Origin of the sequence: Aeromonas sp. D3 (assembly GCF_027705025.1) — a bacterium.
GTDB lineage: Bacteria > Pseudomonadota > Gammaproteobacteria > Enterobacterales > Aeromonadaceae > Aeromonas > Aeromonas salmonicida.
In genome coordinates this window covers 1-25,243 of the sequence record NZ_JAPDBE010000021.1, presented here as the reverse complement: position 1 = coordinate 25,243, position 25,243 = coordinate 1, and the positions used below count along the sequence as shown (strand labels likewise).

Genomic DNA, 25,243 nt, shown 5'->3' with positions numbered 1-25,243 from the left:
GTTAATCCTTTATCAGATCCAGTAGATATTGCCCGTAACCATTCTTGGCCATCCTCTGTGCAACAATGGCGACGTCAGAGCTACTCAACCAACCATTACGCAATGCAATTTCTTCGAGACACGCTATTTTAAAGCCTTGTCGAGCCTCTATTGTTGCCACAAAATTAGACGCCTCAAGCAAGCTCTCATGAGTACCGCTGTCAAGCCAGGCAAAACCACGTCCCAACAGCTCAACATTGAGCTGATTACGCTCAAGGTACATCTGATTAATACTGGTTATCTCAAGCTCCCCTCGTTTGGAGGGTTCGACCTGTTTGGCAAAATCTACAACCTGGTTATCATAGAAATACAATCCGGTAACAGCAAAATGTGACTTAGGCTGTGCAGGCTTTTCTTCAATGGAGATGACACTTTGTTTATCATCAAATTCAACAATACCAAACCGCTCAGGATCTTGAACCTTATAGCCAAAGACTGTTGCGCCTTCCTTTCTGCCTGCGGCATCGAGCAACATCGGCGAAAAACCCTGCCCCCAAAACATATTGTCACCCAATATCAAGCAGACAGAGTCGTTACTAATAAACTCTTCACCAATGATAAACGCTTGGGCAAGCCCATCGGGGGTTGGTTGTACTGCATAAGTCAGCGAAATACCAAACTGGCTACCATCACCCAATAGACGCTGGAAACTTGTCTGATCTTCTGGGGTAGTAATAATCAAAATATCTCTGATGCCGGCCAACATTAATACTGACAGAGGATAGTAAATCATGGGTTTGTCATAAACAGGAAGTAACTGCTTGGAAACACCCATGGTGATAGGGTAAAGACGGGTTCCAGAACCACCTGCCAGAATAATACCTTTCATTACTTCCTCTCCCCATACTGCTGATCAATCCAAGATTGGTAGGCTCCGCTCTTCACATTATTAACCCACTGCTGATTATCCAAGTACCACTGTACCGTCTTGCGGATGCCGGACTCGAAGGTCTCTTGCGGTTGCCAGTTCAGCTCGGCGCTCATCTTGCTGGCGTCGATGGCATAGCGGCGATCGTGACCGGGGCGATCCGCCACATAGGTAATTTGATCGCGGTAAGAACCAGCCTTGGGGACCATCTCGTCGAGCAAATCGCAGATGGTGTGGACCACCTCCAGATTCTGCTTCTCGTTGTGACCGCCGATGTTATAGGTCTCCCCCACCAAGCCCGTGGTCACCACCTTGTAGAGCGCGCGCGCGTGGTCTTCCACATAGAGCCAGTCACGGATCTGGTCGCCCTTGCCATAGACAGGTAACGGCTTGCCATCCAGCGCGTTAAGAATGACCAGCGGGATCAGCTTCTCGGGGAAGTGGTAGGGGCCATAGTTGTTGGAGCAATTGGTGACCAGGGTCGGCAGGCCGTAAGTTCGGCGCCAGGCGCGGACCAGATGGTCGCTGGAGGCCTTGGAGGCAGAATAGGGGCTGCTCGGAGCATAGGGGGTGGTCTCGGTAAACAGCGGCAACGACTCTTCACTATTTACCTCATCCGGGTGAGGCAGATCGCCATACACCTCATCGGTAGAGATATGGTGGAAGCGGAAAGCCGCCTTGCGTGTATCGTTCAATTCGTTCCAGTAAGCGCGCGCCGCTTCCAGCAACGTATAGGTGCCAACAATATTGGTTTCGATGAAATCGGCAGGCCCCGTGATGGAGCGATCGACATGGCTCTCGGCCGCCAAATGCATCACGGCATCCGGTTGATGCAGAGCAAACACCCGATCCAGTTCACCACGGTTGCAGATATCCACTTGTTCAAAGGCATAGCGAGTACTGGTTGCCACGTCGGCCAGGGACTCCAGATTCCCCGCATAGGTGAGTTTGTCGAGATTGACCACTGCATCCTGCGTGTTTCGAATAATATGACGAACAACCGCCGACCCGATAAAGCCAGCGCCACCAGTGACAAGGATTTTCATAGGTATGCTCTTGAAATGAATATAAAAAATGAAGGTAAAACGAGTTGCAACAATGAGACTGGAGACAAGGATAAACATGTCTGACCGGCAGATTTCTGACTATCAAGGGGAAAAGTGCAATGGCTACCGCCCCTGAGTTACAGCTCCCAGTTCGCTGATTTTAACCAGAATGAGTGTGCTGTTGGCCATCATGCCCTCCAGCTTGTGGCGTAGCGGCTACTACCCTTGCCAACTACTTGCTTAATAAGGTTCGATGAGACGTTGATGTTCGAACCTATCTTATTGAGTTATTCCATTTCAACGATAGCGGTGGATTGTAACGCCTTTAGCGATCTGTTGCACCGTCAGATCTGACCCTTGATCTGGTTAATGCGTCATCCTGGCTCACTCTCTTTCCGTTCCCGCTCTTTGCTTATATAAGGCGAGAACAGTTGCGGCTAGTCTTTCGCTTGTTGAGTTACTATTTCTTTGATCTTAAACGCAAAAATGAATTTTTTACTCACCAGGTCGTGCGACAAGCACTAATATGTATGGTCCTGAAAGGGTCTTACCTATCTTCCGAACACTGTTCAAGTACCATTTTGCGGTGTTGCAGCCCATTCACATACTACTCAATGAGCTGGACATCGGAAACAGGGGTCCCAACTTGATAAAGCACGACGCATTATGTCATCAAGGTGCCATACGCATATGATCTTGCTCAAAAAAAACAGGGCGAACCGGATGGTTCGCCCTGTGGCATATGATAACCCAAAGTGGGAGGTAATCGCTACTGCTGCTCCGTCGTCGTGTCGGGGGCTTGCCAACCACCACCTATGGCCTTGTAGAGCGCCACCTGGTTGGTCAGCTGGGCCAGACGGGTGCTGATCAGGCCCTGCTTGGCACTGAACAACGAACGCTGGGCATCGAGCCGGGTCAGGTAACTGTCCACACCTTGCTCATAACGGAACTCCGCCAGCTTGAAATAGGTCTGGTTGGCTTCGACCAGAGCCTGCTGTGCCTGCAACTGCTGCTGATAGTCCGACTGGGCACCGAGGGTATCCGCAACCTCCTTGAAGGCGGTCTGGATGCTCTTCTCGTAGCTCGCCACCGCCTGCCGGGTACTCACTTCAGCCACATCAAGATCGGCGATACGTTTCCCACCGTCGAAGATGGGCAGGTTGATCTGGGGGATAAACGACCAGGTGCCGGTTCCTCCGTCAAACAGGCCGCTCAGCTGGTTGCTGGCCGTCCCCGCCGTCGCGGTGAGCGAGATGGAGGGGAAGAAGGCGGCGCGCGCCGCGCCTATATTGGCATTGGCCGCCTTCAGACTGTGCTCGGCGGCCAGAATATCCGGGCGCTGTTGCAGCAAGCTCGAAGGCGCGCCCACCGGGATCGCCGCCAGTTTTACCTCGGCCAGGGTCACTGGCTGGCTGTCCAGCACAGGAACCTGGGTGCCAAGGAGTAGTGCCAGACCATTGCGATCCTGCTTCACCTGGCGTTGGTACTGGGCCAGGCTGACACGGGCGCTTTCCAGTGCGGTACGCCCCTGGGCAAGCTCCATCTCTGAGGCGGCGCCCAGGCGATACTTGTGCTCGGTCAGGCCATAACTCTCCTGCTCGGTCGACAGAGTCGCCTCGCTCAGCGCCAGCAACTCCTGATCCGCCAGCAAGGTGAGATAGGCATTGGCCACCGACGCTATCAGTGCAATCTGGGTGCTGCGCCGGGTCTCAATCTCGGCAAGGTAGGTCTCCAGAGCCTGATCTTTGAGGCTCTGGATCCGGCCAAACAGGTCCAGCTCATAGGCTGTGATGCCGAGATTGGCATCGTACTGGCTGCTGATAGTCCCCTGCCCCGTGCTGCTGAGATCGTCGGATCCCTGCTGGCGGGTGCCCGAGCCGTTCGCTGCCAGGGTCGGCAGTTGCGCCGCCCGCTGAATACGGTACCTGGCTTCATACGCCTCGACGTTGAGAGCCGCGATCCGCAGATCCCGGTTGTTCTCCAGTGCCGTGTCGATGAGCCTTTGCAGCGTCGGGTCGAGGAACTGTTGCTGCCAGGGGGAGACGGCCGCCTCCCCTGCTGTCTCATTGCTCTGCCAGGAGGCGCCTTGGGGTAATTCAGGTCTTTGATAGTCAGGGGCCATGGAACAGGCCCCCAGCAGCAGTGTCACGCTCAAGGCGACCAGCGTCTTAGTCATGATGGGTCCCCTTGGCAAGCGCAGCCTGCTCTTCCTGTGAATTGTGCTTGGTGAAGTGGCGAGTCACCAGCACGAAGAACAGCGGCACGAAGAAGATGGCCAGCACGGTCGCACTGATCATCCCCCCCATCACGCCGGTCCCGATGGCGTTACGGCTACTGGCACCGGCCCCTGAGCTGATGACCAGCGGCAGTACACCCAGGATAAAGGCGAGGGAGGTCATCAGGATGGGACGCAGACGCAGACGCGCAGCCTCCACCACGGCTTCACCCAAGCCCATTCCCTTGTCGTACAACTCCTTGGCAAACTCGACGATAAGTATCGCGTTCTTGGCCGACAACCCTATGGTTGTGAGCAAGCCCACCTGGAAGTAGACGTCGTTCTCCAGCCCGCGCATGGTCGCTGCCAATATGGCCCCCAAGACTCCGAGCGGTACCACCAGCATGACGGAGAAGGGAATGCTCCAGCTCTCGTACAGCGCCGCCAGACAGAGGAACACCACCAACAGGGAGATGGCGTACAAGGCCGGCGCCTGGGAACCCGCTTGCCGCTCCTGCAAGGAGAGGCCGGTCCACTCGATACCTATCCCTTCCGGCAACTGCTTCACTATCTGCTCGATGGCCGCCATGGCGTCACCGGTACTCTTGCCTGGCGCGGCTTCACCCACTATCTCCATCGCCGAGACGCCGTTATAGCGTTCCAGACGGGGCGAACCGAAGCTCCACTCAGTGCTGGCAAAAGCGGAGAAGGGCACCATCTGGCCTGTGCTGTTGCGCACATACCACAGCTTGAGATCTTCCGGGTTCATCCGGAAGGGGGCATCCGCCTGCAGGTAGACCTTCTTGACCCGACCCCGGTCGACGAAGTCGTTCACGTAAGAAGAGCCCCAGGCCGTAGAGAGGGTGCTGTTGATGTCGCTGATGGAGAGCCCCTGGGCCAGCGCCTTCTCGTAGTCAATCTTGACATCGAGCTGGGGCGTGTCTTCCATCCCGTTCGGGCGCACCCGCACCAGGTTGGGATCCTGCGCCGCCATGCCAAGCAACTGGTTGCGCGCCGCCATCAGCTTGTCATGACCCAGTCCTGCGCGATCTTGCAGGTAGAAGTCAAAGCCGGTGGCCGTGCCCAGTTCAGGAATGGGAGGCAGGTTGAAGGCGAACACCTGGGCTTCCTTGATGCTGAACAGATAACCCATGGCGCGGCCTATGATGGCATTGGCGCTGCGATCCGGGCTGCTGCGCTCTTTCCAGTCTTTCAGCTTGATAAACGCCATGCCGCTGTTCTGGCCGCTACCGGCGAAGCTGAAGCCCGCCACCGTCAGCACAGAGTCGACGTTGTCCTTCTCGTTTTTCAGGAAGTAATCGCGCATGTCCGCCAGTACCACTTCGGTGCGCTGCTTGGTAGCGCCGACCGGCAGTTGCACCATGGACATGATGACACCCTGATCCTCTTCCGGCAGGAAGGAGGTGGGCATGCGCATAAACAGCACGGCCAGCACCGCCAACATGGCGACATAGATGATGCTGTAGCGGGCGCCCTGCTTGATCACCTTGCGCACACCGCTCTGGTAGCGGTTGGCACCAGAATCAAAGGCCCGGTTGAACCAGCCGAAGAAGCCACGCTGGGCACCAAACTCCCCATGCTTGATGGGCTTGAGCAGGGTGGCACACAGTGCCGGCGTCAGGATCAGGGCCACCAGCACAGACAACACCATGGCCGAGACGATAGTGAGAGAGAACTGGCGATAGATGGCACCGGTCGAACCACCAAAGAAGGCCATGGGCACAAAGACCGCAGAGAGCACCAGGGCGATCCCCACCAGGGCACCGGTGATCTGGGTCATGGACTTGCGGGTCGCTTCCAGCGGGGAGAGATCCTCCTCGCTCATCAGCCGCTCCACGTTCTCCACCACCACGATGGCATCATCCACCAGCAGGCCGATGGCCAGCACCAGACCAAACATGGTCAGGGTATTGATGGAGAAGCCGAACGCCGACATGACGCCAAAGGTCCCAAGCAATACAACCGGCACGGCTATGGTCGGGATCAGGGTGGCACGGAAGTTCTGCAAGAACAGATACATGACGCAGAACACCAGGAAGATCGCCTCGATCAGGGTCTGTACCACCTCCTCGATGGAGATCTGCACGAAGGGGGTAGTGTCGTACGGATAGACCACCTTCATGTTGGCCGGGAAGTAGGCGGAGAGCTCGTCCAGCTTGCCGCGGATCTTCTCGGCGGTATCGAGGGCGTTGGCACCGGTCGCCAGCTTGATGGCAACCGCCGCGGTAGACTGGCCGTTGTAGAGTGCATCGGCGTCGTAGTTTTCACCCGCCAGCTCAACCCGGGCCACATCCTGCAACCGTACCTTGGAACCGTCCTGATTCACCCGCAGCAGGATATTGTTGAACTCCTCCACGGTAGAGAGACGGGTCTGCCCCATGATGGTGGCAGTAAACTGCTGACTTTCGACCGAGGGCGTGCCCCCCACCTTGCCAAACGCCACCTGGGCATTCTGTGCCTTGATGGCGTTCTGCACATCAATCGGGGTCATCTGTACCCGGGTGAGTTTGTTCGGATCGAGCCAGACACGCATGGAGTACTGGCTGCCGAACAGTGTGATGTCCCCTACCCCGTCCAGACGGCTCAGCGGCTCCTTGATGTTGGCCACCACATAGTCGGCCAGGTCATCGTTGTTCATGCTGCCGTCACCGGAGATGAAGGCCGCCACCATCAGGAAGCTGCTGGAGGTTTTCTGAACCCGGATCCCCTGCTGCTGAACCTCTTGCGGCAACAGCGACATCGCCTGCTGCAGCTTGTTCTGCACCTGCACCTGGGCGATATCGGGATCTGTCCCCGCCTGGAAGGTGAGGGTCACCGACACATTGCCGGAGGAATCAGATTGAGAAGACATGTAGAGCAGGTGATCCAGCCCCGTCATGTTCTGCTCGATGATCTGGGTCACAGAGTCTTCTACCGTCTTGGCAGAAGCTCCCGGATAGCTTGCAGAGATGCCCACGGCGGGCGGTGCAATGCTGGGATACTGGGCGATCGGCAGGCCTATGATGGCCAGGCTCCCTGCCAGCATGATCACCAGGGCAATTACCCAGGCGAAAATGGGTCTGTCTATGAAAAATCGTGCCATGAGGCGACTACTCCATCCTACTTGTTGGCCGGGGTCTGTTCAGACGGCGCGTTGGCCGCCTGTTCAGTGGGCGCGACGACAGCCCCGGGTTGTACTTTTTGCAGACCGGCGACGATCACCCGCTCACCCGTCTTGAGACCGGATTCCACCACCCAGTCACTGCCAACGATGCGGCTCACCTGCACCTCGCGCAGCTCGACCTTGTTGTCCGCCGTCACCACCATGACGGTAGCGCCCCCCTTGGGGGTGCGGGTCACGGCGGTTTGCGGCACCAGCAGCCCTTTTGCACGCTCGCCCTCTTGCAGAGTGGCGCGCATGAACATGCCGGGCAGCAACAGTTGATGAGGGTTCGGCACTATCACCCGAAGAGTCACCATGCCGGTGGTCTCATCCACGGTCACGTCGGAGAACTGCAATGAGCCCTCTTCGCTGTAGCTGCTGCCATCTTCCAGCTGGAAGCGCACCTTGGCGCCCTTGTTCTCGTCCTGAACGAGCTTGCCATCGGCGATCTGGCGCTTGAGGCGCAGCAGGTCGGCGGTGGACTGACGCACATCCACATACATGGGATCGAGCTGCTGGATGGAGGTAAGGCTGTCAGCCTGCTGGGCTGTCACCAGGGCACCCTCGGTCACCGCGGACTTGCCGATGCGACCGCTGATGGGGGCCGTGATGCGGGTATAGGCCAGATTGATGTTGGCACTCTGCAAGGCCGCCTTGGCAGCGCCTATCTCGGCCAGTTGCTGCTTCCAGGCGGCATCGGCGTCGTCATACTCCTGGCTGCTGATGGCTTTCACCTTCACCAGTTCGGCATAACGCTTTGCCTTGAGGCGAGCGCTCTGCTCATTGGCCTGCGCCTTGGCCAGATTGGCCTTGGCACTGGCCACGTTGGCCTGATAAACCGCAGGATCGATCTGATAGAGCAGTTGCCCGGCCTTGACGTCGCTGCCTTCGGTAAACAGACGCTTGAGAATGATGCCACTCACCTGGGGACGCACCTCGGCGACCCGCAGCGGCGCGCTGCGACCGGTCAGCTCAGAGGTGAGTTGCAGCGGTGCCGTGTGCAGGGTCACCACATCCACGGCGGCGGGTGGCATGTCACCCGGCCCTTGCTGGGCACCGCCCTGTTCGCCACAAGCTGCCAGCAGACCACCTGCCAGCAGGGCAAGGCCAACCGAACGTGCGAGAATATGTTTATGCATGGAGAACCTTAACCTTTGTCAGTCAATGAATAACCACAGGGTTTACAGGTCCCTGTTGGTAAAATCGGAAAGATGAGGCAATATACATACATTCATAAATGTATGTAAGTGACTTTTTTTACTTTTACAAGGCGCAGATATCGATGGCCAGAAGAACCAAAGAAGAGGCGCAGCAGACCCGCTGCCACATCATGAGTACGGCCCTTAATCTGTTCTGTTCACACGGCTTGGCCAAGACCAGCCTGACCGATATTGCCAGGGCCGCCGACCTGACCCGTGGCGCCATCTACTGGCACTTCAAGAATAAAGAAGAGCTGTTCGTCTCCTTGTGGGAGGAGCTGTGCCAGCCGCTCTCCCACCAGCTCGATGCCTGCGTTGCCGAGCAGGAGCCCGATCCCCTCGGCAAGCTGCGCAGCTTCCTCAAGGAGGTGCTGGTGAAGATCAGTACCAATCCGGCTCATCAGCAGATGTTCACCATCATGTTCAATCTGGAATCGCTGGAAGGGGAAGCCATCTCCCTGCGCGAACATATGCGCGGCCAGGCCGCCAACTTTTTCCGGGATCTTGAGATCACCCTGACCAATGCCATCCGCCAGGGTCAACTCCCCAAGACGCTGGATACCCAGCGCGCCGCCACCCTGCTGCACTGCACCCTGGATGGCTACATCATCAACTGGCTGCACTTCCCTGAGCGTATCAACCTGACCCGCGAGGCCGATTTCCTGCTCGACAGCCTGTTTACCCTGATAGCCCTGCCAAACGGCCCGGCCACCCGCCGCCCCTGATCTGCATGGGCCAGCTCCGAGCTGGCCCGCATTCCTTGCTGGCAGGCGCAACGGGATCTTGCCCAGCTTCTTGCTCAGCCAGGAGGTAGTCACAGCGTCACGGATCAGTGTCCACCCAGGCGGCATTATTTCGCTTACCTGAGCCTTTGGTAGCCCGCCGCCAAATTTGCTAGAGTAGTGCCCCCGAAAGAAGGTGCCTGCCATGTCCATATCGCTACAGCCCAACCATGATGCCTCCCCCAGTCTGCCATCTGTGGCGGATCCAGGCACACTGTCAGCCCGTCAGCGTTTTCTGAAACCGCTGGCGGCAGGCGCCCATCTGCTGGAAGCGGGCTGCGGAGCGGGCGAGGATCTGCTCTTTTTCCGGCAGCAGGGGTTCATGGTCACCGCATTTGATGCCAGCCTGGCCCAGGCGAAGCTGGCCTCGCGCCGCTGCGGCCAGCCGGTGCGGGTCTGCCGCTTCGAGCAGATGCACAACGTCCTGCCCTTTGACGGCATCTGGGCCAGCGGCTCCCTGCCCTGCCTGGTCGAGGAGGAGCTTGCCTCCGCCCTGATGCATCTCGCCAGCCTGCTCAAACCCCGGGCGCCGCTCTACTGCTCCTTCCCTTATGACGAGGGCAAATCCGGCAACCCAGTGGCATCCTCACAGGACGAATACCCGCTGCAGACCCGGCTCGATGAAGCCCGCCTGCAACAACTGATCGCCCCCCTGCCGTTTGAGCTGCATCAGAGCTGGTGCGGCGAGGATGCCGAGCACGGCCGCTGGCTGCATGCCCTGCTGATCCGGCTACCCGATCTCGCCCCCACCACGAATCAATATCGCCGCCGTCGCTTCAAGGGGCCCATCCCTCGCAATTCATCATCCAGCTAACAATATTTAACTCTGAGTTAACCAGGTGTTGGAAGACAAGATGCGGTACTTGTGTTAAAAAGCGGCATTAAAATCAGAATTAAATAACAAATCAGACACTAACACCTGGATTTCCTTATGAAACTTGTCCTCAAACTGGTTGCCGGTATTCTTGCCGGTCTCTTGCTCGGTCTCTACGCCCCGGAATGGGTTGCACGCCTGCTGTTTACGGCCAAGACAGTCATAGGTCAGCTGATCACCTTCACCATTCCGCTCATCATTCTGTTCTTCATCATGAGCGGTATCGCCAGCCTGCCGAAGAACTCCGGCAAGCTGCTGGGCAAGACGGTGGCACTCTCTTATTGCTCCACCATACTGGCAGGTCTGTTCGCCTTTACCGTGGCAAGCCATCTGATCCCGCTGCTGACCACAGCCGCCGAGCCCACCACGGAAACCGCCGTAAAGCTTGCCTCCTACATCAATCTGGAGATACCGCCGCTGTTCGGGGTCATGTCTGCCCTGGCCGCCGCCTTCGTGTTCGGCATTGGCATCAGCGCCACCCAGGCCACCGACCTGCGCCGGGTCGCCGATCAGGGCCGTGACATCATAGACCGCCTGCTGGCCCGCGTGATTATCCCGCTGCTGCCACTCTACATCGCCGGCGTCTTCGTCGAGATGACGGTGGAGGGCACCGTCTTTGCCACCCTCAAGACCTTCGGCGTGGTGCTGGTGATGGCCATCGTCATGCACTGGTTCTGGCTCAGCGTGCTGTTCGTCGGCACGGGTCTGGCGCTCGGTCGCTCACCCGCCATGCTCATCAAGAACATGCTGCCCGCCTACTTCACTGCACTGGGAACCATGTCCAGCGCCGCCACCATTCCGGTTGCGCTGCAGGCCAGCAAGAACAACGGCGTGAGCCATGGCATCGCCAACTTCACAGTGCCGCTGTGCGCCACTATCCACCTGTGTGGCTCCACCATCACCCTGGTGACCTGCGCCACCGCCGTCATGTTCCTCTCCGAGCACCTGGCCATTCCCGGCTATGGCACCATGCTGCCCTTCATCATGATGCTAGGCGTCATCATGATAGCCGCACCGGGCGCACCGGGTGGCGGCGTCATGTCGGCCCTGGGTCTGCTCACCTCCATGCTGGGTTTCGGGGAAGCCTCCATCGCCCTGATGATCGCCCTCTACCTGGCGCAAGACAGCTTCGGCACCGCCTGCAACGTCACAGGTGACGGCGTCATCGCCCTGTGGGCCGACCGTTTCGCCCAGGGTGGGGAAGCACAGCTCGCCCCCGAGCGTGAAACGGCCTGATTGCCGGTTCGGAAAACAAAACGGGAGCCACTGGCTCCCGTTTTTTATGGTTGGCATCTGAGGTCAACCGCGCCGGCGGATCACCCCCTCCTGCGCCGTGCTCGCCACCAGCACACCATCGCGGGTGAAGAACTGGCCGCGCACCAGACCGCGACCTGCGCTGGCGCTCGGGCTGTCCACCACGTAGAGCAGCCAGTCATCCAGCCGGAAGTCCCGGTGGAACCACATGGAGTGATCTATGGTGGCCACCTGCATGTCCGGCTCCCAGTATGAGACGCCATGGGGCTGCAGGGCGGTAAACAGGAAGTGGAAATCGGAGGCATAGGCCAGCAGGTACTTGTGGACCCGCTGATCATCAGGCATCTGGCCATTGGCCTTGAACCAGACATGGCGCAGCGGCTCGTGCACATCCGGACGGATCGGGTCGACCAGGGTCACAGGGCGGATCTCGATGGGTTTCTCGCACATGATCTTGTCGCGCAGGGCGGGCGGGATCTGATGCTCGTAGGGACGCACCAGCTCCAGTTCGCTCTTGAGCTGCTCGGGTGGGGTAATCCCCGCCGGCATACTTATCTGATGCTCGAACCCTTCGGCCTCGACCTGAAACGATGCGTTGAGATAGAAGATGGGCTTGCCACCCTGAATGGCCTTGACCCGGCGGGTGGAGACGGTCTGGCCGTCACGGATATTCTCCACGTCGTAGATGATGGGACGATTGGCATCACCGGGGCGCAGGAAGTAGGAGTGGAAACTGTGCACCTGACGATCGCCGGCCACCGTCTGTTTGGCGGCTGACAAGGCCTGCCCCATTACCTGTCCGCCAAACACGGCCCGCAGACCGAGATCCTGGCTCTGGCCCCGAAACAGGCCCTCCTCGATTTTTTCAAGCGCCAGCAGTGCCAGCAGCTCATCAAGTACCTTGCTCATTATTATCTCCTGTATCAGTGCCGCAAAGGCTAACAAGCCCGCTCTGGCAGAGCAACCTTGCCCCTCTCCCGCAGCGGGTCCGCCGGGTGGTTTAATTCAGCAAGGAGGGGATTGGAATAATAAGCGGCAAACAGCAGCAACAAAAAGGCCCGCCTGAGAGGCGGGCCTTTCCTTGCATGAACCCATGAGGCTCAGCGTAATGCTTACTTGCTGCCGGTACCCGAGTTGCGGGTAGAGGAAGTTGGCTTGCGGCGGGCCGTGGTGCTGCGGGCGCGCGGCTCCATACCCTGCATGTCCTTGTGACGCTTGACGGCACGACGGATCTGGGCAGCCTGCTTGTGGCGGGTACTCTTGCCATCCTGCTGCAAATCAACCTTGGATTCGGTCTCCGGCGGCATGTTGACCAGGCCGCGCAGGTAGTTCACTTCCGGCAGTTTCAGCTCCTGCCAGCCACCGCGGGGGATGCCACGATCCAGAGTGACGTCGCCGTAGCGCACCCGCATCAGGCGGCTCACCTGCACTTCCTGGGATTCCCACAGGCGGCGCACTTCACGGTTGCGACCTTCGGTCAGGGTGACGTTGAACCACTGGTTCAGACCTTCACCGCCGGCCGGTTTGATCTTGTTGAACTTGGCCATGCCATCTTCCAGCTGCACGCCTTTGCGCAGGCGCTGCAACATGGCTTCGGTGATCTCGCCAAACACGCGCACCGCGTATTCGCGCTCCACTTCGTGACTCGGGTGCATCAGGCGGTTGGCCAGTTCACCGTCTGTGGTGAACAGCAACAGGCCGGAGGTGTTGACGTCGAGACGGCCTACCGCGATCCAGCGGGCACTGTCCAGCTTGGGCAGACGATCGAACACGGTCGGACGACCTTCCGGATCGTGACGGGTACACATCTCCCCTTCGGGCTTGTGATACGCCAGCACACGGCAGATCATCTCTTCCTCGGCACGGGTCTTGACCGTATGGCCATCGACACGGATCACGGCGTTCACTTCGACGCGATCTCCCAGTGTGGCGACCTTGCCATCCACACTGACCCGACCTGCGGTGATCAGGGCCTCCATCTCACGACGGGAGCCGTGACCCGCGCGGGCCAACACTTTTTGCAGTTTTTCACTCATCGGGGTTACCTGATTGTTGATCGCTGCCCGCCAGCATAACGGGCAACGTTGACTACTGTGCTAGATCCCGTCGGGGCAATCCGGCACCACTTTAATCATTAAGAGACCTGGCCCGCGCCTTGGCAAATGCCAACAACATGGATCAGGTTTCACGGCCCTCAGCCGGCATAACGGCCAGGGGGGTTTGCAGTTCAGGATCCAGCTCGGGGAGCTGCTCCAGGCTCTGCAGATTGAAATAATCCAGAAATTCCCGGGTGGTGGCGAGCAGCTCCGGGCGACCCACCACCTCCTTGTGACCGACGCTGCGCACCCAACCACGGTCTTTCAGGGTATTCACTATCTGGCTCGACACCGCCACCCCGCGGATGGCTTCGATCTCGGCCCGGGTGATGGGCTGACGATACGCAATCAGTGTCAGCGTCTCCATCACGGCGCGCGAATAACGGGGAGCCCGTTCGCTCCAGAGCCTTGAAAGCTCCTCGGCATACTCCTGGCGCGCCTGAAAACGCCAGCCGGAGGCAACTTCTTTAAGCTCCACTCCCCGCTCGCTGTAATCCTGTCGCAATTCGGCCAGCAGCAGCTGAATATAGCGGCCGGTGACGGGGTAATCCGCCAGCACACCGCTTTTCAGCTCGCTCACGGTCAAGGGGCGCCCGGCAATAAAAATCGCGGCTTCGACCAGTGTCTTGAGTCGTTCAGCAGGCAGCGCCACGGTTGCCCTCCTTGCTCATGACGTCAGGCTGGCTGGGCAACAGGAAATGCACGCAACCCCCGGCAAATTGGCTGCGAGGAAGTGACAAAGAAAACAACTCAGTGCGCATGTTCACGCTCCCCGGTCTCCTCTTGGCTCGCCAGGGCAAAATGGATAGGACCCAGGGGTTCGGCCTGCAGGATCCAGATCAGGGACTCCTTGCACAGCTCCAGCAGCGCCAGAAACGTCACCAGCACCCCCATGCGTCCCTCTTCCATTTTGAGTACCTGTTCCAGCCGCAATGTCTGGCCCAGAGAGAGCATGGCCAAGATCTCCGCCATGCGCACCCGGGTCGGGATCTGCTCACGGCGGATCTGGTGATGTTCGAAATGAGTCGCGCGTTTTACCACACTTTGCATGTAAAGGGCGAGCTCAACCAGTGAAACATCGGGAGTCAGTGGCTTGAGAGAGCCGAAATCCGGCGGCAGGGCGGCGGCGATATAAATCTCCCGCTCCACTCGTGGCAAGGCATTGAGGCGCTCGCCCCCCACCTTGAAGCGCTCATATTCTTGCAATCGACGAATAAGGGTGACGCGGGGATCTTCTCCCTCTTCTTCGTCCTCAAGCTCGGGGGCCTTGGGCAGCAAAAGACGGGATTTGATCTCCGCGAGCCAGGCCGCCATCAGCAGATATTCAGCCGCCAGCTCCAGATTGAGCCCCTGCATCAGCTCCACGTACTCCATGTACTGGGCGGTGATCTGCAGGATTGGCAGGTTCAGGATATCCAGCTGCTGGCGCCGAATGAGATAGAGCAGCAGATCGAGGGGCCCCTCGAAGGTATCGAGAAACACTTCCAGCGCATCGGGCGGAATAAACAGATCCTGGGGCAGCTCATGGTAGGGCTGCCCCAGCACTTTCGCGATGGGGGATGGGGCAAGCACCTCCCCCATGGTGACCTGTGCTGGCGTGGCCATCACAGGTGCCGGATCGGCAGTATCACTCAAACGGCGTGGGATCCCCGGCACCGCGACGACGCAGCACTGTCTCGTCGTCGGAGAAGTCCACCACGGTAGTGGGCTGCTCGCCCAGATAACCGCCATTGACCACCAGATCCAGCTGTTTGCCCAGCTTGTCGAAGATCTCCTCCGGGTCGAACTCCGCCATGTCAGATTCCGGCAGGATCAGGGTGGTGGAGAGCAGCGGCTCGCCGAGGGCTTCCAACAGCGCCTGGGCAATCTTGTTGTCCGGCACCCGGATGCCGATGGTCTTCTTCTTCTCGTTCATCAGGCGGCGCGGCACCTCCTTGGTGGCCTTGAAGATGAAGGTGTAGGGGCCGGGGGTGTTGTTCTTGATCAGGCGAAACGCCGTGTTGTCTACCTTGGCATAGGTAGAGATCTCGGAGAGATCCCGGCACACCAGGGTGAAGTCGTGGGTGGGGTCAATGCGACGGATGCGGCAGATGCGCTCCAGCGCGCCCTTGTCACCCATCTGGCAACCGAGCGCATAGCCGGAATCGGTCGGATAGGCAATGACGCCGCCGTTCTGGATGATCTGCACCGCCTGGCCGATCAGACGGGCCTGGGGGTTTTCCGGGTGTACGTAAAAATGCTGACTCATAGCTCGTTCTCGCAATGGGGGCAGCAATGCCTGCCCGCTCGTATGGTCACGGGTTCCAGACCCATGACGCTACCTTAACCTGTTTGACGCCGGTTTACCCTCCCATGCAACAGAGGGCCAACCGGCCAACCTTGTGCTAGCGATTGGCCAGCAGGGCGGCGTGCTGCTCGGTGGTGAGACCAAAGTGGTCCGGATAGGCCAGCCAGACCGGCATGCCTTCTTTTGGCAACCAGAGGTGGCGGCCCAGCTCGGTCCAGCTGGACGGAAAATGAAAATCAGACCCCACCGAAATATAGAGGTCGTGATCCTTGGCCCACTGGCCCAGATTGGCCCGTTCCTGCGGACTCTGCTGGGGAAGTGACACCTCCATGGCATCGCCACCGGCCGCCTTGAAGGCCACCAGCAGCCGCTTGATCCACTTGGCGGTGAGATCGTAACGGCTGGGGTGAGCCAGTACCGCCAACCCACCGGCGGCGTGAATAGCGGTGATGGCCTCGCTCATCTCGGGCCATTCGGCCGGGGCATAACCCTTATTGCCACGGCTCAGATACTTTTTGAATACCTTCTGCATGTTGTCGGCCACACCGCGCGCCACCAGCACACGGGCAAAATGGGCCCGGGTCACGGCAGCATCACCGGCAAGCGCCTTGGCCTCTTCATAGGTGCCGGGGATGAGGCACTTCTCCAGACGGCGCCCTATTTCCAGTGCGCGCGTCTCGCGGCGAGCCCGTTGCCCCGCCAAAAACGCCACCAGCTGCGGATTTTTTTCATCCACCCCCAGCGCCACCACATGGATCTCGTGGTGCTCCCAGCCGGTGGAGATCTCGACCCCGCTTACCAGTCGCAGCGGCAGTTGCTCGGCTTCGATGGTACGGCGTACTTCATCAAGCCCGTCAAGGGTATCGTGGTCAGTGACTGCTAACACCTCGACCTGTTTTTCGGCGGCGCGGCGCACCAGATCGGCGGGGCTCAGCACGCCGTCGGAGGCAGTGGTATGGCAGTGAAGATCGAATCTCATCAGGTTATTCCGCTCTCATGGTCAGGTCCCCATCGGGATAGATAGGCAAAAAAGCGACTTGACTTGGCCGCGGCTTTATCGTTTTCTGTAGGCACTTCATTGCAAACATCTTTTTACAGGACTTTATCATGCAAACGACTTCCATCCTGACCATCTGGTGGTGGCACACTCCCTGACATGCGGGCGTGTGGTCGTTGCTGTATCTGTAATCTGACAGCAAATTAAGAACCCAAAGAAAAAGCCCGCTGACCCCAGCGGGCTTTTTTATTATCCGGCAAATGGACCTGTGATGAAACCGAGAATTCAGACAAGAACACTGACATGGCGATGGCATCCCTACTGAAGCTGCCAAACCAACGTAATTTCCAAGGCATTTTTTCAAGGTATTCAACGTCATGAACATCGGTAAAACGCATCACACGCAAGGGAACGCACTATGACCGTCAATACGACTCGCTTGCCCCTGGGTGAATTCGATACCCTCAAGCTCAACGCCCCCTATGTGGCCGACCCGCTGGCGCTCTACACCCAGCTCTGCCAGGGGCGCCCCAACAACCTGCTGCTGGAATCGGTGGAGATCGACTCCAAGGCGGGCAAGCAGAGCCTGCTGCTGGTCGATGCCTGCCTGCGCATCGAATGCCGGGGTCGCACTGTGCGAGTTCGCACCCTGAACGACAACGGCGCCCAGTTGCAGAGCCTGCTGGCCGAGCGTCTGCCCACCGTCATCAGCCAGACGCTGGTGGATGGCGAGTTGCAGCTCGACTTTCCCGCCTCCGATCGGGCACTGGATGAAGACAGCCGCCTCAAGGGGACCAGCGTGCTGGACGTGCTGCGCACCCTGCAACAGGAGCTGCAGTGCCAGCTGGGTAAAGAAGCGCTGTTTATGGCGGGCAGCTTCGCCTACGACCTGATTGCCTCTTTCGAGGATCTGCCAGAGGTGCCGGAGGGGAGCAACAACTGCCCCGACTACTGCTTCTATGTGGCCGAGACCCTGATCACCATCGACCATATCGCGCGATCCACCCAGTTGCTGGCCTGCATCTTTGGCGGCGACAGCGACGAGAGCCATGTGGACGACAGATATGCCCGTCTCACCGAGCGACTCACCGACTTCAAACTGGCCTGCCAGCAAGCCCGGATCCCGGCGCAAGCCACTGCGGCCCTGACTGGCGGCATGAGCGTGGACAAGAGCGACAAACAGTTCTGCGCCGAGGTGGAGAAGCTCAAGGGCTTTATCCGCCGTGGCGACATCTTCCAGGTGGTGCCGTCCCGCTGTTTCTCCCTGCCCTGCCCGAGCCCGCTGGCCGCCTATCGCCGCCTCAAGCAGACCAACCCCAGCCCCTACATGTTCTACGTGCAGGATGAGAACTTCACCCTGTTTGGCGCCTCGCCGGAGAGCGCGGTGAAATTCTGCGCCGCCAGCCGCGACGTCGAGATGTACCCCATCGCCGGTACCCGCCGCCGCGGCTTCAACCCCGATGGCAGCATCAACCGGGATCTGGATGGCCGCATCGAACTGGAGCTGCGCCAGGATGAAAAAGAGGTGGCCGAACACCTGATGCTGGTGGATCTGGGGCGCAACGACATAGCCCGCATCTCGGAGCCGGGTACCCGCTACGTCAAAGAGCTGCTGAAAGTGGATCGCTACAGCCACGTGATGCACCTGGTCTCCAAGGTGGTGGGCACCTTGCGCTCCGACCTTGACGCCCTGCACGCCTATCAGGCCTGCATGAACATGGGCACCCTCACCGGCGCCCCCAAGATCCGCGCCAGCGAGCTCATTCGCATGGTGGAAGGCAAACGCCGTGGCAGCTACGGCGGCGCCGTCGGCTACATCAACGGCGCAGGGGAAATGGATACCTGCATCGTCATTCGCTCGGCGTTTGTCAAAGATGGGATGGCCCATGTGCAGGCCGGTGCCGGTGTGGTCTATGACTCCAAACCCCAGGCCGAAGCGGACGAGACCCGCGCCAAGGCGGCCGCCGTGCTGGCCGCCATCGCCGCCAGCCATGGCACCTCACTGCAAGCCCTGAGCGCCCAGCAGGAGCAACATAAGGACGTGAGCCATGACTGATATCTTCCTGCTCGATAACTTTGACTCTTTTACCTACAGCGCCCCGGCCGATCAGTTCCGCGCTTCGAAGGAGCAGCATCATGACTAACATCTTCTTGCTCGATAACTTCGATTCCTTTACCTACAACCTGGTGGATCAGTTCCGCTCACTCGGCTATCCGGTGCGGATCTACCGCAACAGCCTGCCAGCGAGCCGCATCATGAGCGAGATCGCCGCCTGCGAAGGGGATGCCGTGCTGGTGCTCTCGCCGGGACCGGGCGCCCCCCATGAAGCGGGTTGCCTGATTGATCTGATCAAGCTGGCCCGCGGTCAGGTGCCCATCCTCGGTATCTGCCTCGGCCATCAGGCCCTGTGCGAAGCCTACGGTGGCACCGTCGGTGCGGCGGGCGAGATCGTCCACGGCAAGCGTTCGCTCATCGAGCACAACGGCCACGGTGCCTTTGCCGGTCTGCCGAGCCCGCTGCCGGTGGCCCGCTACCACTCGCTGGTCGCCACCTATGTGCCGGAAGAACTGACTGTGATTGCCCACTACCAGGGCATGCCCATGGCCATAGAGCAGCAGGATGACAGGGTGCTGGGCTTCCAGTTCCACCCGGAATCCATCATGACCTCGGAAGGGGCCCGCCTGCTGACCCAGGCGCTCGCCCATATCACCCGTCCAGTTAGCAGTGTGCGGTAAGGAAGACCCTATGCATCATCATCTCAACACCCTCTATCAGGGTCAGTCTCTGAGCCGTGAAAGCACCCGTGACGCCTTCGGGCAAGTGGTTCGTGGCGAAGTGGATCCCATAGTGCTCGCCAGTTTATTGACCGCCCTCAAGATCAAGGGGGAGACACCGGAGGAGATCGCTGGCGCCGCCGAAGCGTTGCTGGCGGAGGCGCGCGACTTCCCGCGTCCGGATTATGAGTTTTGCGACATAGTCGGTACCGGTGGCGATGGCCTCAACACCATCAACGTCTCCACCACCTCGGCACTGGTCGCAGCCGCCTGCGGTCTGAAAGTGGCCAAGCACGGCAACCGCTCGGTATCGAGCAAGTCGGGTTCGAGCGATCTGCTCGACAAGATGGGCATCAAGCTCGACATGAGCCCGGCGCAGGCACGCCATTGCCTGGACGAACTCGGCATCTGCTTTCTGTTCGCCCCCCAGTACCACGCAGGGGTGCGCCACGCCATGCCGGTGCGTCAGGCCCTCAAGACCCGCACCCTGTTCAACGTGCTGGGGCCGCTCATCAACCCCGCTCGCCCCACCTATCAGCTGATGGGGGTCTATGCCCCCGAGCTGGTGCGCCCCATCGCAGAAACCCTGCTGGCACTGGGGCTGAAAACCGGTATGGTGGTTCACGGCGCCGGACTCGACGAGATTGCCATCCACGGCCCGACCCAGGTGGCCCAGATCCGTGACGGCGAGATCCGCGAATTCATGATCACCCCGGCTGACTTTGGCCTGGAGACCTATCCGGTGAGCGCCATTCAGGGGGGCGAGCCCGAAGAGAACCGCGCCATCACCGCCGCCATTCTGGCAGGGCAAGGCACTCCAGCGCACAACGCCGCCATCGCCGCCAACGTGGCCCCGCTGCTGTTGATGGCGGGCAAGGCCGCGGATCTCAAGAGCGCGGCGGCCGAGGTGCTGGCGGTGCTGGCGAGCGGCAAGGCGGCCGAGCTTGCCGCCCGCCTCGCCACCCTGAGCCATCAGGAGGCATGATGTCAGCCACGAACCAGCACGGCACCAAACCAGAAAGCCCGCAGGGCAATAGCCAGCTTCGCAAGGATAACGAGATGTCAGACCCCATTGCCCCCCATGCCTACCTGAACATGGCCTCCATCAACCAGACCATTCTCGGCAAAATCGTGGCGGCCAAGCAGGAGTGGGTTGCCGCCAGCAAGCTGGCCCAGCCTCTTGAAAGTTTCAAGAACGAACTGACCCAAAGCGATCGGGATTTCGTCGGTGCGCTCAAGGCCGGTTCCACCCGCTTTATTCTGGAGTGCAAGAAGGCCTCCCCCTCCAAGGGGCTGATCCGCGATGATTTCAGCCCGGAGGCCATCGCCGATATCTATGGCAAATACGCCACCGCCATCTCGGTGCTGACCGACGAGAAGTTCTTTCAGGGGGATTTCGCCTTTTTGCCGCGAGTGCGCGCCCGCGTCCAGCAGCCGGTGCTCTGCAAGGATTTCATGATTGACCCCTATCAGCTCTATCTGGCCCGCCACTATCAGGCGGACGCCATACTGCTGATGCTCTCCGTGCTCACCGACGAGGGCTATCGCGCCCTGTTCGCGGTAGCCAAGGAGCTCGGCCTCGGCGTGCTGACCGAGGTGAGCAATGAAGAGGAGCTGACCCGCGCCATCGCGCTGGGGGCACCGGTCATCGGCATCAACAACCGGGATCTGCGCGACCTCAGCGTGGATCTCAACCGCACCAAGCAGCTTGCCAGAGACATTCCCGCCGATCGGGTAGTGATCAGCGAGTCCGGCATCAAGGATCGCACCCAGGTCGCCGACCTTCGCCACCATGCCAAGGGCTTCCTGGTGGGCTCCTCCCTGATGGAGGAAGCCGATCTGGAGGCCGCGGTACGCAAGCTGGTGCTGGGCCAGAACAAGGTATGCGGCCTCACCCGACCAGAGGATGCCGCCGCTGCCCATCAGGCAGGCGCCGTGTTTGGCGGCCTTATCTTTGTTGCCAAAAGCCCGCGCTATGTGGACATTCCCACCGCCCGCACAGTGATGGCAGGTGCGCCGCTCTCTTACGTCGGGGTATTTCGCCACGCCATGCCCGCCACCATAGTCCAGACGGTAGAAGCTCTGGGACTGGCCGCGGTGCAACTGCATGGGGATGAAGATGCCGCCTATATCGAGGCGCTGCGCCCGCTGCTGCCGGCGAGCTGCCAGATCTGGAAAGCCATAGGAGTCACGAGTGGCGAGCCGCTGCCCGCCCTCGACTATCCGGCAGATCGGCTGCTGCTGGATACAAAAGTGGGCAGCCAGAGCGGCGGCACAGGTCAGGCGTTCGACTGGACCATGCTGGCCGGGCTCGACAAGAGCAAGTTGATGCTGGCGGGCGGGCTGAATCCCGACAACGCCCTGCAGGCGGCAGAGGTCGGCTGCCTCGGCCTTGATTTCAACTCCGGGGTGGAAAGCGCCCCGGGCCAGAAAGATCCACACAAGCTGGCTGCGGCCTTTGGCGCCCTGCGCGGCTTGTAACAATGCCCTTCGCCTCTTTGAAAGCGCAGAGCGATAACACCGAATTTAATATTGTCTTTTTGATTCAAGGTATAAGGAAGAAACCATGACCCTGCTCAACCCGTTTTTTGGTGAATTTGGCGGCATGTATGTGCCCCAGATCCTCATCCCCGCCCTGCTTCAGCTGGAAAAAGCCTTCGTCGATGCCCAGGAAGACCCGGCCTTTATCGCCGAATTTCAGGAGCTGCTGACCGAGTATGCCGGTCGCCCGACCCCGCTCACCCTGACTCGCAACCTGACCAAGGGCACCAAGACCCGCCTCTACCTCAAGCGTGAAGACCTGCTGCACGGCGGCGCCCACAAGACCAACCAGGTGCTGGGTCAGGCGCTGCTGGCCAAGCGGATGGGCAAGAGCGAGATCATCGCCGAAACCGGCGCCGGTCAGCACGGCGTTGCCACTGCGCTGGCCTGCGCCCTGCTCGGCCTCAAGTGCCGGGTCTATATGGGTGCCAAGGATTGCGAGCGCCAGAAGCCCAACGTATTTCGCATGAAGCTGATGGGCGCCACCGTGATCCCGGTGCACTCCGGCTCAAGCACCCTCAAAGATGCCTGCAACGAGGCGCTGCGTGACTGGGCCGCCAACTACGACTCCGCCCACTACCTGCTCGGCACCGCCGCCGGTCCGCACCCCTTCCCCACTATCGTGCGGGAGTTCCAGAAGATGATCGGCGAAGAGGCCAAGGCCCAGTGCTTCAAGAAAGAGGAGCGGCTGCCCGATGCGGTGATCGCCTGCGTCGGCGGCGGTTCCAACGCCATAGGCATGTTTGCCGACTTTATCGACAACAAAGAGGTGCGCCTCATCGGGGTCGAGCCCGGTGGTCACGGCATCGAGAGTGGCGAGCACGGTGCACCGCTGGGTCACGGCAGCAAGGGGGTCTTCTTTGGCATGCACTCCTACCTGATGCAGGACAAGCAGGGGCAAATTCAGGAGTCCTACTCCGTCTCGGCGGGGCTGGATTTCCCCTCCGTCGGCCCGCAGCACGCCCATCTGGCCTCCATCGGCCGCGCCGAGTATGTCTCCATCACCGACAAGGAGGCGCTGGACGCCTTCCAGGAGCTGGCCAAATCAGAAGGGATCATACCGGCACTGGAGTCCTCCCACGCGCTGGCTCACGCCCTCAAGATGGCCCGCAGTGAACCGGAAAAAGAGCAGGTGCTGATCGTCAACCTCTCCGGCCGTGGCGACAAAGATATCTTCACCGTTGCCGACATCTTTGAAAAAGAAGGAACCTTGTCATGAACCGTTACGCACAACTCTTCTCCCGTCTGGATGCGGTCAATCAGGGCGCCTTTGTGCCGTTCGTGATGCTGGGTGACCCCACCCCCGAACTCTCCCTGGCCATCGTCGATGCCCTAGTCGCAGGGGGCGCCGATGCCCTCGAACTCGGCATACCCTTCTCTGATCCGGTAGCGGATGGCCCCACCATTCAGGGCGCCGCCCTGCGTGCCTTCGAGAGCCACACCACCCCGGACGACTGCTTCGAACTGCTTGGCCGCATCCGCGCCAAGTATCCGCAGTTGCCCATTGGCCTGCTGGTCTACGCCAACCTCGTCTATGTGCGCCACATCGATGGTTTTTATGAGAAGTGCCAGCAGGCGGGCGTGGACTCCGTGCTGGTGGCCGACGTGCCGGTACAGATGTGCGCCCCCTACAAGGCGGCCGCCGACAAGTTCGGTATCGACAGCATCTTTATCGCCCCGCCCAATGGCGACGCCGAGACCCTGAAACAGGTGGCGGAGCTCGGCAGTGGTTACACCTATCTGGTGAGCCGCGCCGGTGTGACCGGTGCCGAGACCAAGGCCGGCATGCCGGTGGATGGCCTGATCAACACCCTGCGCGAGTTTAACGCCCCCCCCGCCCTGCTCGGCTTTGGCATCAGCGAACCGGCTCAGGTGCGTGAAGCGATCGCCGCTGGCGCCGCCGGTGCCATCTCGGGCTCCGCCGTGGTGAAGATCATCGAGACCCACCACAACAACCCGGAGCATATGCTCACTCGCCTAAAGGAGTTTGTGGAAGGGATGAAGGCCGCGACCCTGCGCTAAGCGTTCAGTCAAACGCCCACCCCCATGACAAGCAAGGGAGCCCAAGCGGGCTCCCTTTTGTTATCCACCATCCCTGGTTGGTGCCACCCTTGTAGGTCTGATTAGCGAAGCGTAATCAGACGTTCGCGGAATTGATGCTGATGCTATGGCGCGGCTTCGCCACGCAGGACACGAGGGCTCTGCCCTCGACGGGGTTTCGCCCGCCCTTCGGACCTGGGCGAGTGACTTTGGAAAGACCCGCTCTCTTTAGCAAATCACACCAAAAGTCTTCTCCCCCGCTTATTCTCCCGACTAACGTCGGGTTCCTTCGGCTCACCCTCTTATCCAACGGCACGCGCCGATGGGCCGTCCATGGCCCAACGCCGCTCGCTCGGCGTCCTGCCTCGCGGCCTGGACAAGAGGACTCGCCACAGCGAATAAGAGGGGGATCAAAACCGTGCCCGCCTGAGGCTACCGTGCAACAGTGAACAAGCCCCCTCTCCCCTTGGGAGAGGGTTGGGGTGAGGGGAAGCTACGGCAACCGAATTTGCTCAAATTGAACGCTACTGATGACTAATTTATTGATCCAACACAGATTCCCGCCAAAACACGCTTCTCAACGCGCCCCCCTCCCCCTTAAGATACCCGAATGACAATCAACCTCTCGGAAGAACGCCATGAAAGCGATTGTTACTATCTCGCAGGTTAACAGCAGCGAACTGGGGGCTGTCACTCAGGGGCGGTAGCCTTGCCTGAAGAGACAGACAAGCCGAGTTAGAATGGCATTGACCTCAACGGCATCGAGTTTTTGCGGGTGTAGTAATTGATTAAAAAGTATAAAATTGTGGACCCAGTACCAGTCGAACTTTTCATTACGGATGCTGTAGTGATGCAAACACATCACTTTCCTGACCCGTTCACTCAGACGGAGTTTGATGGTGCGCGCCATAGCTGTCCCCTGAACTTTTTTGATAATGTGTAGAGTGAAAAGGAGGTATCAAGCGAGTACATTTAAATATCGGAAGTCAACTAAATAGCTGTTCCGAATAGTAGATCACCGGAGGAAGGGAACTCAGTCCAGTTTGTGCGATCTGATTAGTCGCTAA

The 25,243-nt window shown here is 59.6% G+C and carries 22 protein-coding genes; 9 read left to right on the top strand and 13 right to left on the bottom strand.

The window, feature by feature from the left end; translation table 11 throughout:
- Window position 1: 1 nt before the first annotated feature.
- The 5 genes from rfbA to OKC28_RS13230 form a co-directional block, all read right to left on the bottom strand.
- A complete protein-coding gene (gene rfbA / locus OKC28_RS13250) occupies window positions 2–868 on the bottom strand; it encodes a glucose-1-phosphate thymidylyltransferase RfbA (protein ID WP_270689639.1) in 867 nt (288 codons plus the stop codon).
- Window positions 868–1,953 (bottom strand): dTDP-glucose 4,6-dehydratase, encoded by a 1,086-nt coding sequence (rfbB, locus tag OKC28_RS13245; protein ID WP_270689637.1) that lies wholly within the window; start codon window positions 1,951–1,953, stop codon window positions 868–870. The genes rfbA and rfbB overlap by 1 nt, the downstream gene beginning before the upstream one ends.
- A 769-nt stretch (window positions 1,954–2,722) precedes the next feature.
- On the bottom strand, window positions 2,723–4,129 hold the full coding sequence (locus OKC28_RS13240; protein WP_021140001.1) for an efflux transporter outer membrane subunit: 1,407 nt from the start codon (window positions 4,127–4,129) through the stop codon (window positions 2,723–2,725).
- On the bottom strand, window positions 4,122–7,271 hold the full coding sequence (locus OKC28_RS13235; protein WP_021140000.1) for an efflux RND transporter permease subunit: 3,150 nt from the start codon (window positions 7,269–7,271) through the stop codon (window positions 4,122–4,124). The genes OKC28_RS13240 and OKC28_RS13235 overlap by 8 nt, the downstream gene beginning before the upstream one ends.
- 17 nt (window positions 7,272–7,288) lie before the next feature.
- Window positions 7,289–8,470, bottom strand: a complete 1,182-nt coding sequence (locus OKC28_RS13230; RefSeq protein WP_021139999.1) for an efflux RND transporter periplasmic adaptor subunit — start codon at window positions 8,468–8,470, stop codon at window positions 7,289–7,291.
- A gap of 143 nt (window positions 8,471–8,613) precedes the next feature.
- On the opposite strand from OKC28_RS13230, the gene OKC28_RS13225 reads away from it, so the two are divergent.
- The 3 genes from OKC28_RS13225 to OKC28_RS13215 all read left to right on the top strand — a co-directional run bounded on the left by OKC28_RS13225 (window position 8,614) and on the right by OKC28_RS13215 (window position 11,422).
- Window positions 8,614–9,255: a TetR family transcriptional regulator gene (locus tag OKC28_RS13225; RefSeq protein WP_017412282.1), complete on the top strand. Its 642-nt coding sequence runs from the start codon at window positions 8,614–8,616 to the stop codon at window positions 9,253–9,255.
- A 202-nt stretch (window positions 9,256–9,457) separates the two neighbouring features.
- Window positions 9,458–10,126 (top strand): class I SAM-dependent methyltransferase, encoded by a 669-nt coding sequence (locus OKC28_RS13220; protein WP_021139997.1) that lies wholly within the window; start codon window positions 9,458–9,460, stop codon window positions 10,124–10,126.
- Between the two features lie 117 nt (window positions 10,127–10,243).
- The gene (locus OKC28_RS13215) at window positions 10,244–11,422 is read left to right on the top strand and encodes a dicarboxylate/amino acid:cation symporter (protein WP_169045730.1); all 1,179 of its coding nucleotides are present in this window, start codon (window positions 10,244–10,246) and stop codon (window positions 11,420–11,422) included.
- Window positions 11,423–11,485: 63 nt separating this feature from the next.
- Here the strand turns inward: OKC28_RS13215 and tesB are convergent, their stop codons facing one another.
- From tesB to OKC28_RS13180, 7 genes are all read right to left on the bottom strand, one after another.
- Window positions 11,486–12,349, bottom strand: a complete 864-nt coding sequence (gene tesB, locus OKC28_RS13210; RefSeq protein ID WP_096118182.1) for an acyl-CoA thioesterase II — start codon at window positions 12,347–12,349, stop codon at window positions 11,486–11,488.
- A gap of 203 nt (window positions 12,350–12,552) precedes the next feature.
- Window positions 12,553–13,476, bottom strand: a complete 924-nt coding sequence (gene rluB / locus OKC28_RS13205) for a 23S rRNA pseudouridine(2605) synthase RluB (RefSeq protein ID WP_021139995.1) — start codon at window positions 13,474–13,476, stop codon at window positions 12,553–12,555.
- A gap of 142 nt (window positions 13,477–13,618) precedes the next feature.
- Window positions 13,619–14,188 (bottom strand): SMC-Scp complex subunit ScpB, encoded by a 570-nt coding sequence (scpB, locus tag OKC28_RS13200; protein ID WP_005319123.1) that lies wholly within the window; start codon window positions 14,186–14,188, stop codon window positions 13,619–13,621.
- A 98-nt stretch (window positions 14,189–14,286) separates the two neighbouring features.
- Complete coding sequence (locus OKC28_RS13195) at window positions 14,287–15,171, bottom strand: segregation and condensation protein A (protein WP_181455189.1); 885 nt, start codon at window positions 15,169–15,171, stop codon at window positions 14,287–14,289.
- Window positions 15,164–15,784 (bottom strand): L-threonylcarbamoyladenylate synthase, encoded by a 621-nt coding sequence (locus tag OKC28_RS13190; RefSeq protein WP_270689631.1) that lies wholly within the window; start codon window positions 15,782–15,784, stop codon window positions 15,164–15,166. Before OKC28_RS13190 ends, OKC28_RS13195 begins: the two co-directional genes overlap by 8 nt.
- 136 nt (window positions 15,785–15,920) lie before the next feature.
- The gene (gene rnm, locus OKC28_RS13185; RefSeq protein ID WP_021139991.1) at window positions 15,921–16,802 is read right to left on the bottom strand and encodes an RNase RNM; all 882 of its coding nucleotides are present in this window, start codon (window positions 16,800–16,802) and stop codon (window positions 15,921–15,923) included.
- Window positions 16,803–17,023: 221 nt separating this feature from the next.
- Entirely contained in the window at window positions 17,024–17,227 is a 204-nt protein-coding gene (locus OKC28_RS13180) for a hypothetical protein (protein ID WP_139723361.1), read from the bottom strand.
- 11 nt (window positions 17,228–17,238) lie between these two features.
- Between OKC28_RS13180 and OKC28_RS13175 the strand changes: the two genes are divergently transcribed.
- The 6 genes from OKC28_RS13175 to trpA all read left to right on the top strand — a co-directional run bounded on the left by OKC28_RS13175 (window position 17,239) and on the right by trpA (window position 24,158).
- Window positions 17,239–18,876, top strand: a complete 1,638-nt coding sequence (locus OKC28_RS13175) for an anthranilate synthase component 1 (RefSeq protein WP_021139990.1) — start codon at window positions 17,239–17,241, stop codon at window positions 18,874–18,876.
- Between the two features lie 80 nt (window positions 18,877–18,956).
- Window positions 18,957–19,556: an aminodeoxychorismate/anthranilate synthase component II gene (locus tag OKC28_RS13170; RefSeq protein ID WP_005319135.1), complete on the top strand. Its 600-nt coding sequence runs from the start codon at window positions 18,957–18,959 to the stop codon at window positions 19,554–19,556.
- Window positions 19,557–19,566: 10 nt separating this feature from the next.
- Entirely contained in the window at window positions 19,567–20,580 is a 1,014-nt protein-coding gene (gene trpD / locus OKC28_RS13165) for an anthranilate phosphoribosyltransferase (protein ID WP_021139988.1), read from the top strand.
- Window positions 20,580–22,076 carry a bifunctional indole-3-glycerol-phosphate synthase TrpC/phosphoribosylanthranilate isomerase TrpF gene (gene trpCF / locus OKC28_RS13160; protein ID WP_270689739.1) on the top strand — a complete coding sequence of 499 codons (1,497 nt, stop codon included), beginning with the start codon at window positions 20,580–20,582 and terminating at the stop codon, window positions 22,074–22,076. Before trpD ends, trpCF begins: the two co-directional genes overlap by 1 nt.
- 85 nt (window positions 22,077–22,161) lie before the next feature.
- Entirely contained in the window at window positions 22,162–23,355 is a 1,194-nt protein-coding gene (gene trpB / locus OKC28_RS13155; protein WP_021139986.1) for a tryptophan synthase subunit beta, read from the top strand.
- Window positions 23,352–24,158 (top strand): tryptophan synthase subunit alpha, encoded by an 807-nt coding sequence (gene trpA / locus OKC28_RS13150; RefSeq protein ID WP_270689626.1) that lies wholly within the window; start codon window positions 23,352–23,354, stop codon window positions 24,156–24,158. The genes trpB and trpA overlap by 4 nt, the downstream gene beginning before the upstream one ends.
- 712 nt (window positions 24,159–24,870) lie before the next feature.
- Here trpA and OKC28_RS23000 read toward each other — a convergent pair.
- Entirely contained in the window at window positions 24,871–25,086 is a 216-nt protein-coding gene (locus OKC28_RS23000) for a phage integrase N-terminal SAM-like domain-containing protein (protein ID WP_407061314.1), read from the bottom strand.
- Window positions 25,087–25,243 lie beyond the last annotated feature (157 nt).

What these genes read in the sequence shown, in the direction of transcription:
- trpD (WP_021139988.1), top strand. Translation starts at nt 19,567, where the DNA reads ATGCATCATCATCTCAACACCCTCTATCAGGGTCAGTCTCTGAGCCGT.
- OKC28_RS13220 (WP_021139997.1), top strand. Translation starts at nt 9,458, where the DNA reads ATGTCCATATCGCTACAGCCCAACCATGATGCCTCCCCCAGTCTGCCA.
- rfbA (WP_270689639.1), bottom strand. Translation starts at nt 868, where the DNA reads ATGAAAGGTATTATTCTGGCAGGTGGTTCTGGAACCCGTCTTTACCCT.
- OKC28_RS13230 (WP_021139999.1), bottom strand. Translation starts at nt 8,470, where the DNA reads ATGCATAAACATATTCTCGCACGTTCGGTTGGCCTTGCCCTGCTGGCA.
- rfbB (WP_270689637.1), bottom strand. Translation starts at nt 1,953, where the DNA reads ATGAAAATCCTTGTCACTGGTGGCGCTGGCTTTATCGGGTCGGCGGTT.
- rluB (WP_021139995.1), bottom strand. Translation starts at nt 13,476, where the DNA reads ATGAGTGAAAAACTGCAAAAAGTGTTGGCCCGCGCGGGTCACGGCTCC.
- OKC28_RS13215 (WP_169045730.1), top strand. Translation starts at nt 10,244, where the DNA reads ATGAAACTTGTCCTCAAACTGGTTGCCGGTATTCTTGCCGGTCTCTTG.
- OKC28_RS13225 (WP_017412282.1), top strand. Translation starts at nt 8,614, where the DNA reads ATGGCCAGAAGAACCAAAGAAGAGGCGCAGCAGACCCGCTGCCACATC.
- tesB (WP_096118182.1), bottom strand. Translation starts at nt 12,349, where the DNA reads ATGAGCAAGGTACTTGATGAGCTGCTGGCACTGCTGGCGCTTGAAAAA.
- trpA (WP_270689626.1), top strand. Translation starts at nt 23,352, where the DNA reads ATGAACCGTTACGCACAACTCTTCTCCCGTCTGGATGCGGTCAATCAG.
- OKC28_RS13240 (WP_021140001.1), bottom strand. Translation starts at nt 4,129, where the DNA reads ATGACTAAGACGCTGGTCGCCTTGAGCGTGACACTGCTGCTGGGGGCC.
- rnm (WP_021139991.1), bottom strand. Translation starts at nt 16,802, where the DNA reads ATGAGATTCGATCTTCACTGCCATACCACTGCCTCCGACGGCGTGCTG.
- OKC28_RS13190 (WP_270689631.1), bottom strand. Translation starts at nt 15,784, where the DNA reads ATGAGTCAGCATTTTTACGTACACCCGGAAAACCCCCAGGCCCGTCTG.
- OKC28_RS13235 (WP_021140000.1), bottom strand. Translation starts at nt 7,271, where the DNA reads ATGGCACGATTTTTCATAGACAGACCCATTTTCGCCTGGGTAATTGCC.
- OKC28_RS13175 (WP_021139990.1), top strand. Translation starts at nt 17,239, where the DNA reads ATGACCGTCAATACGACTCGCTTGCCCCTGGGTGAATTCGATACCCTC.
- OKC28_RS13170 (WP_005319135.1), top strand. Translation starts at nt 18,957, where the DNA reads ATGACTAACATCTTCTTGCTCGATAACTTCGATTCCTTTACCTACAAC.
- trpCF (WP_270689739.1), top strand. Translation starts at nt 20,580, where the DNA reads ATGTCAGCCACGAACCAGCACGGCACCAAACCAGAAAGCCCGCAGGGC.
- trpB (WP_021139986.1), top strand. Translation starts at nt 22,162, where the DNA reads ATGACCCTGCTCAACCCGTTTTTTGGTGAATTTGGCGGCATGTATGTG.
- OKC28_RS23000 (WP_407061314.1), bottom strand. Translation starts at nt 25,086, where the DNA reads ATGGCGCGCACCATCAAACTCCGTCTGAGTGAACGGGTCAGGAAAGTG.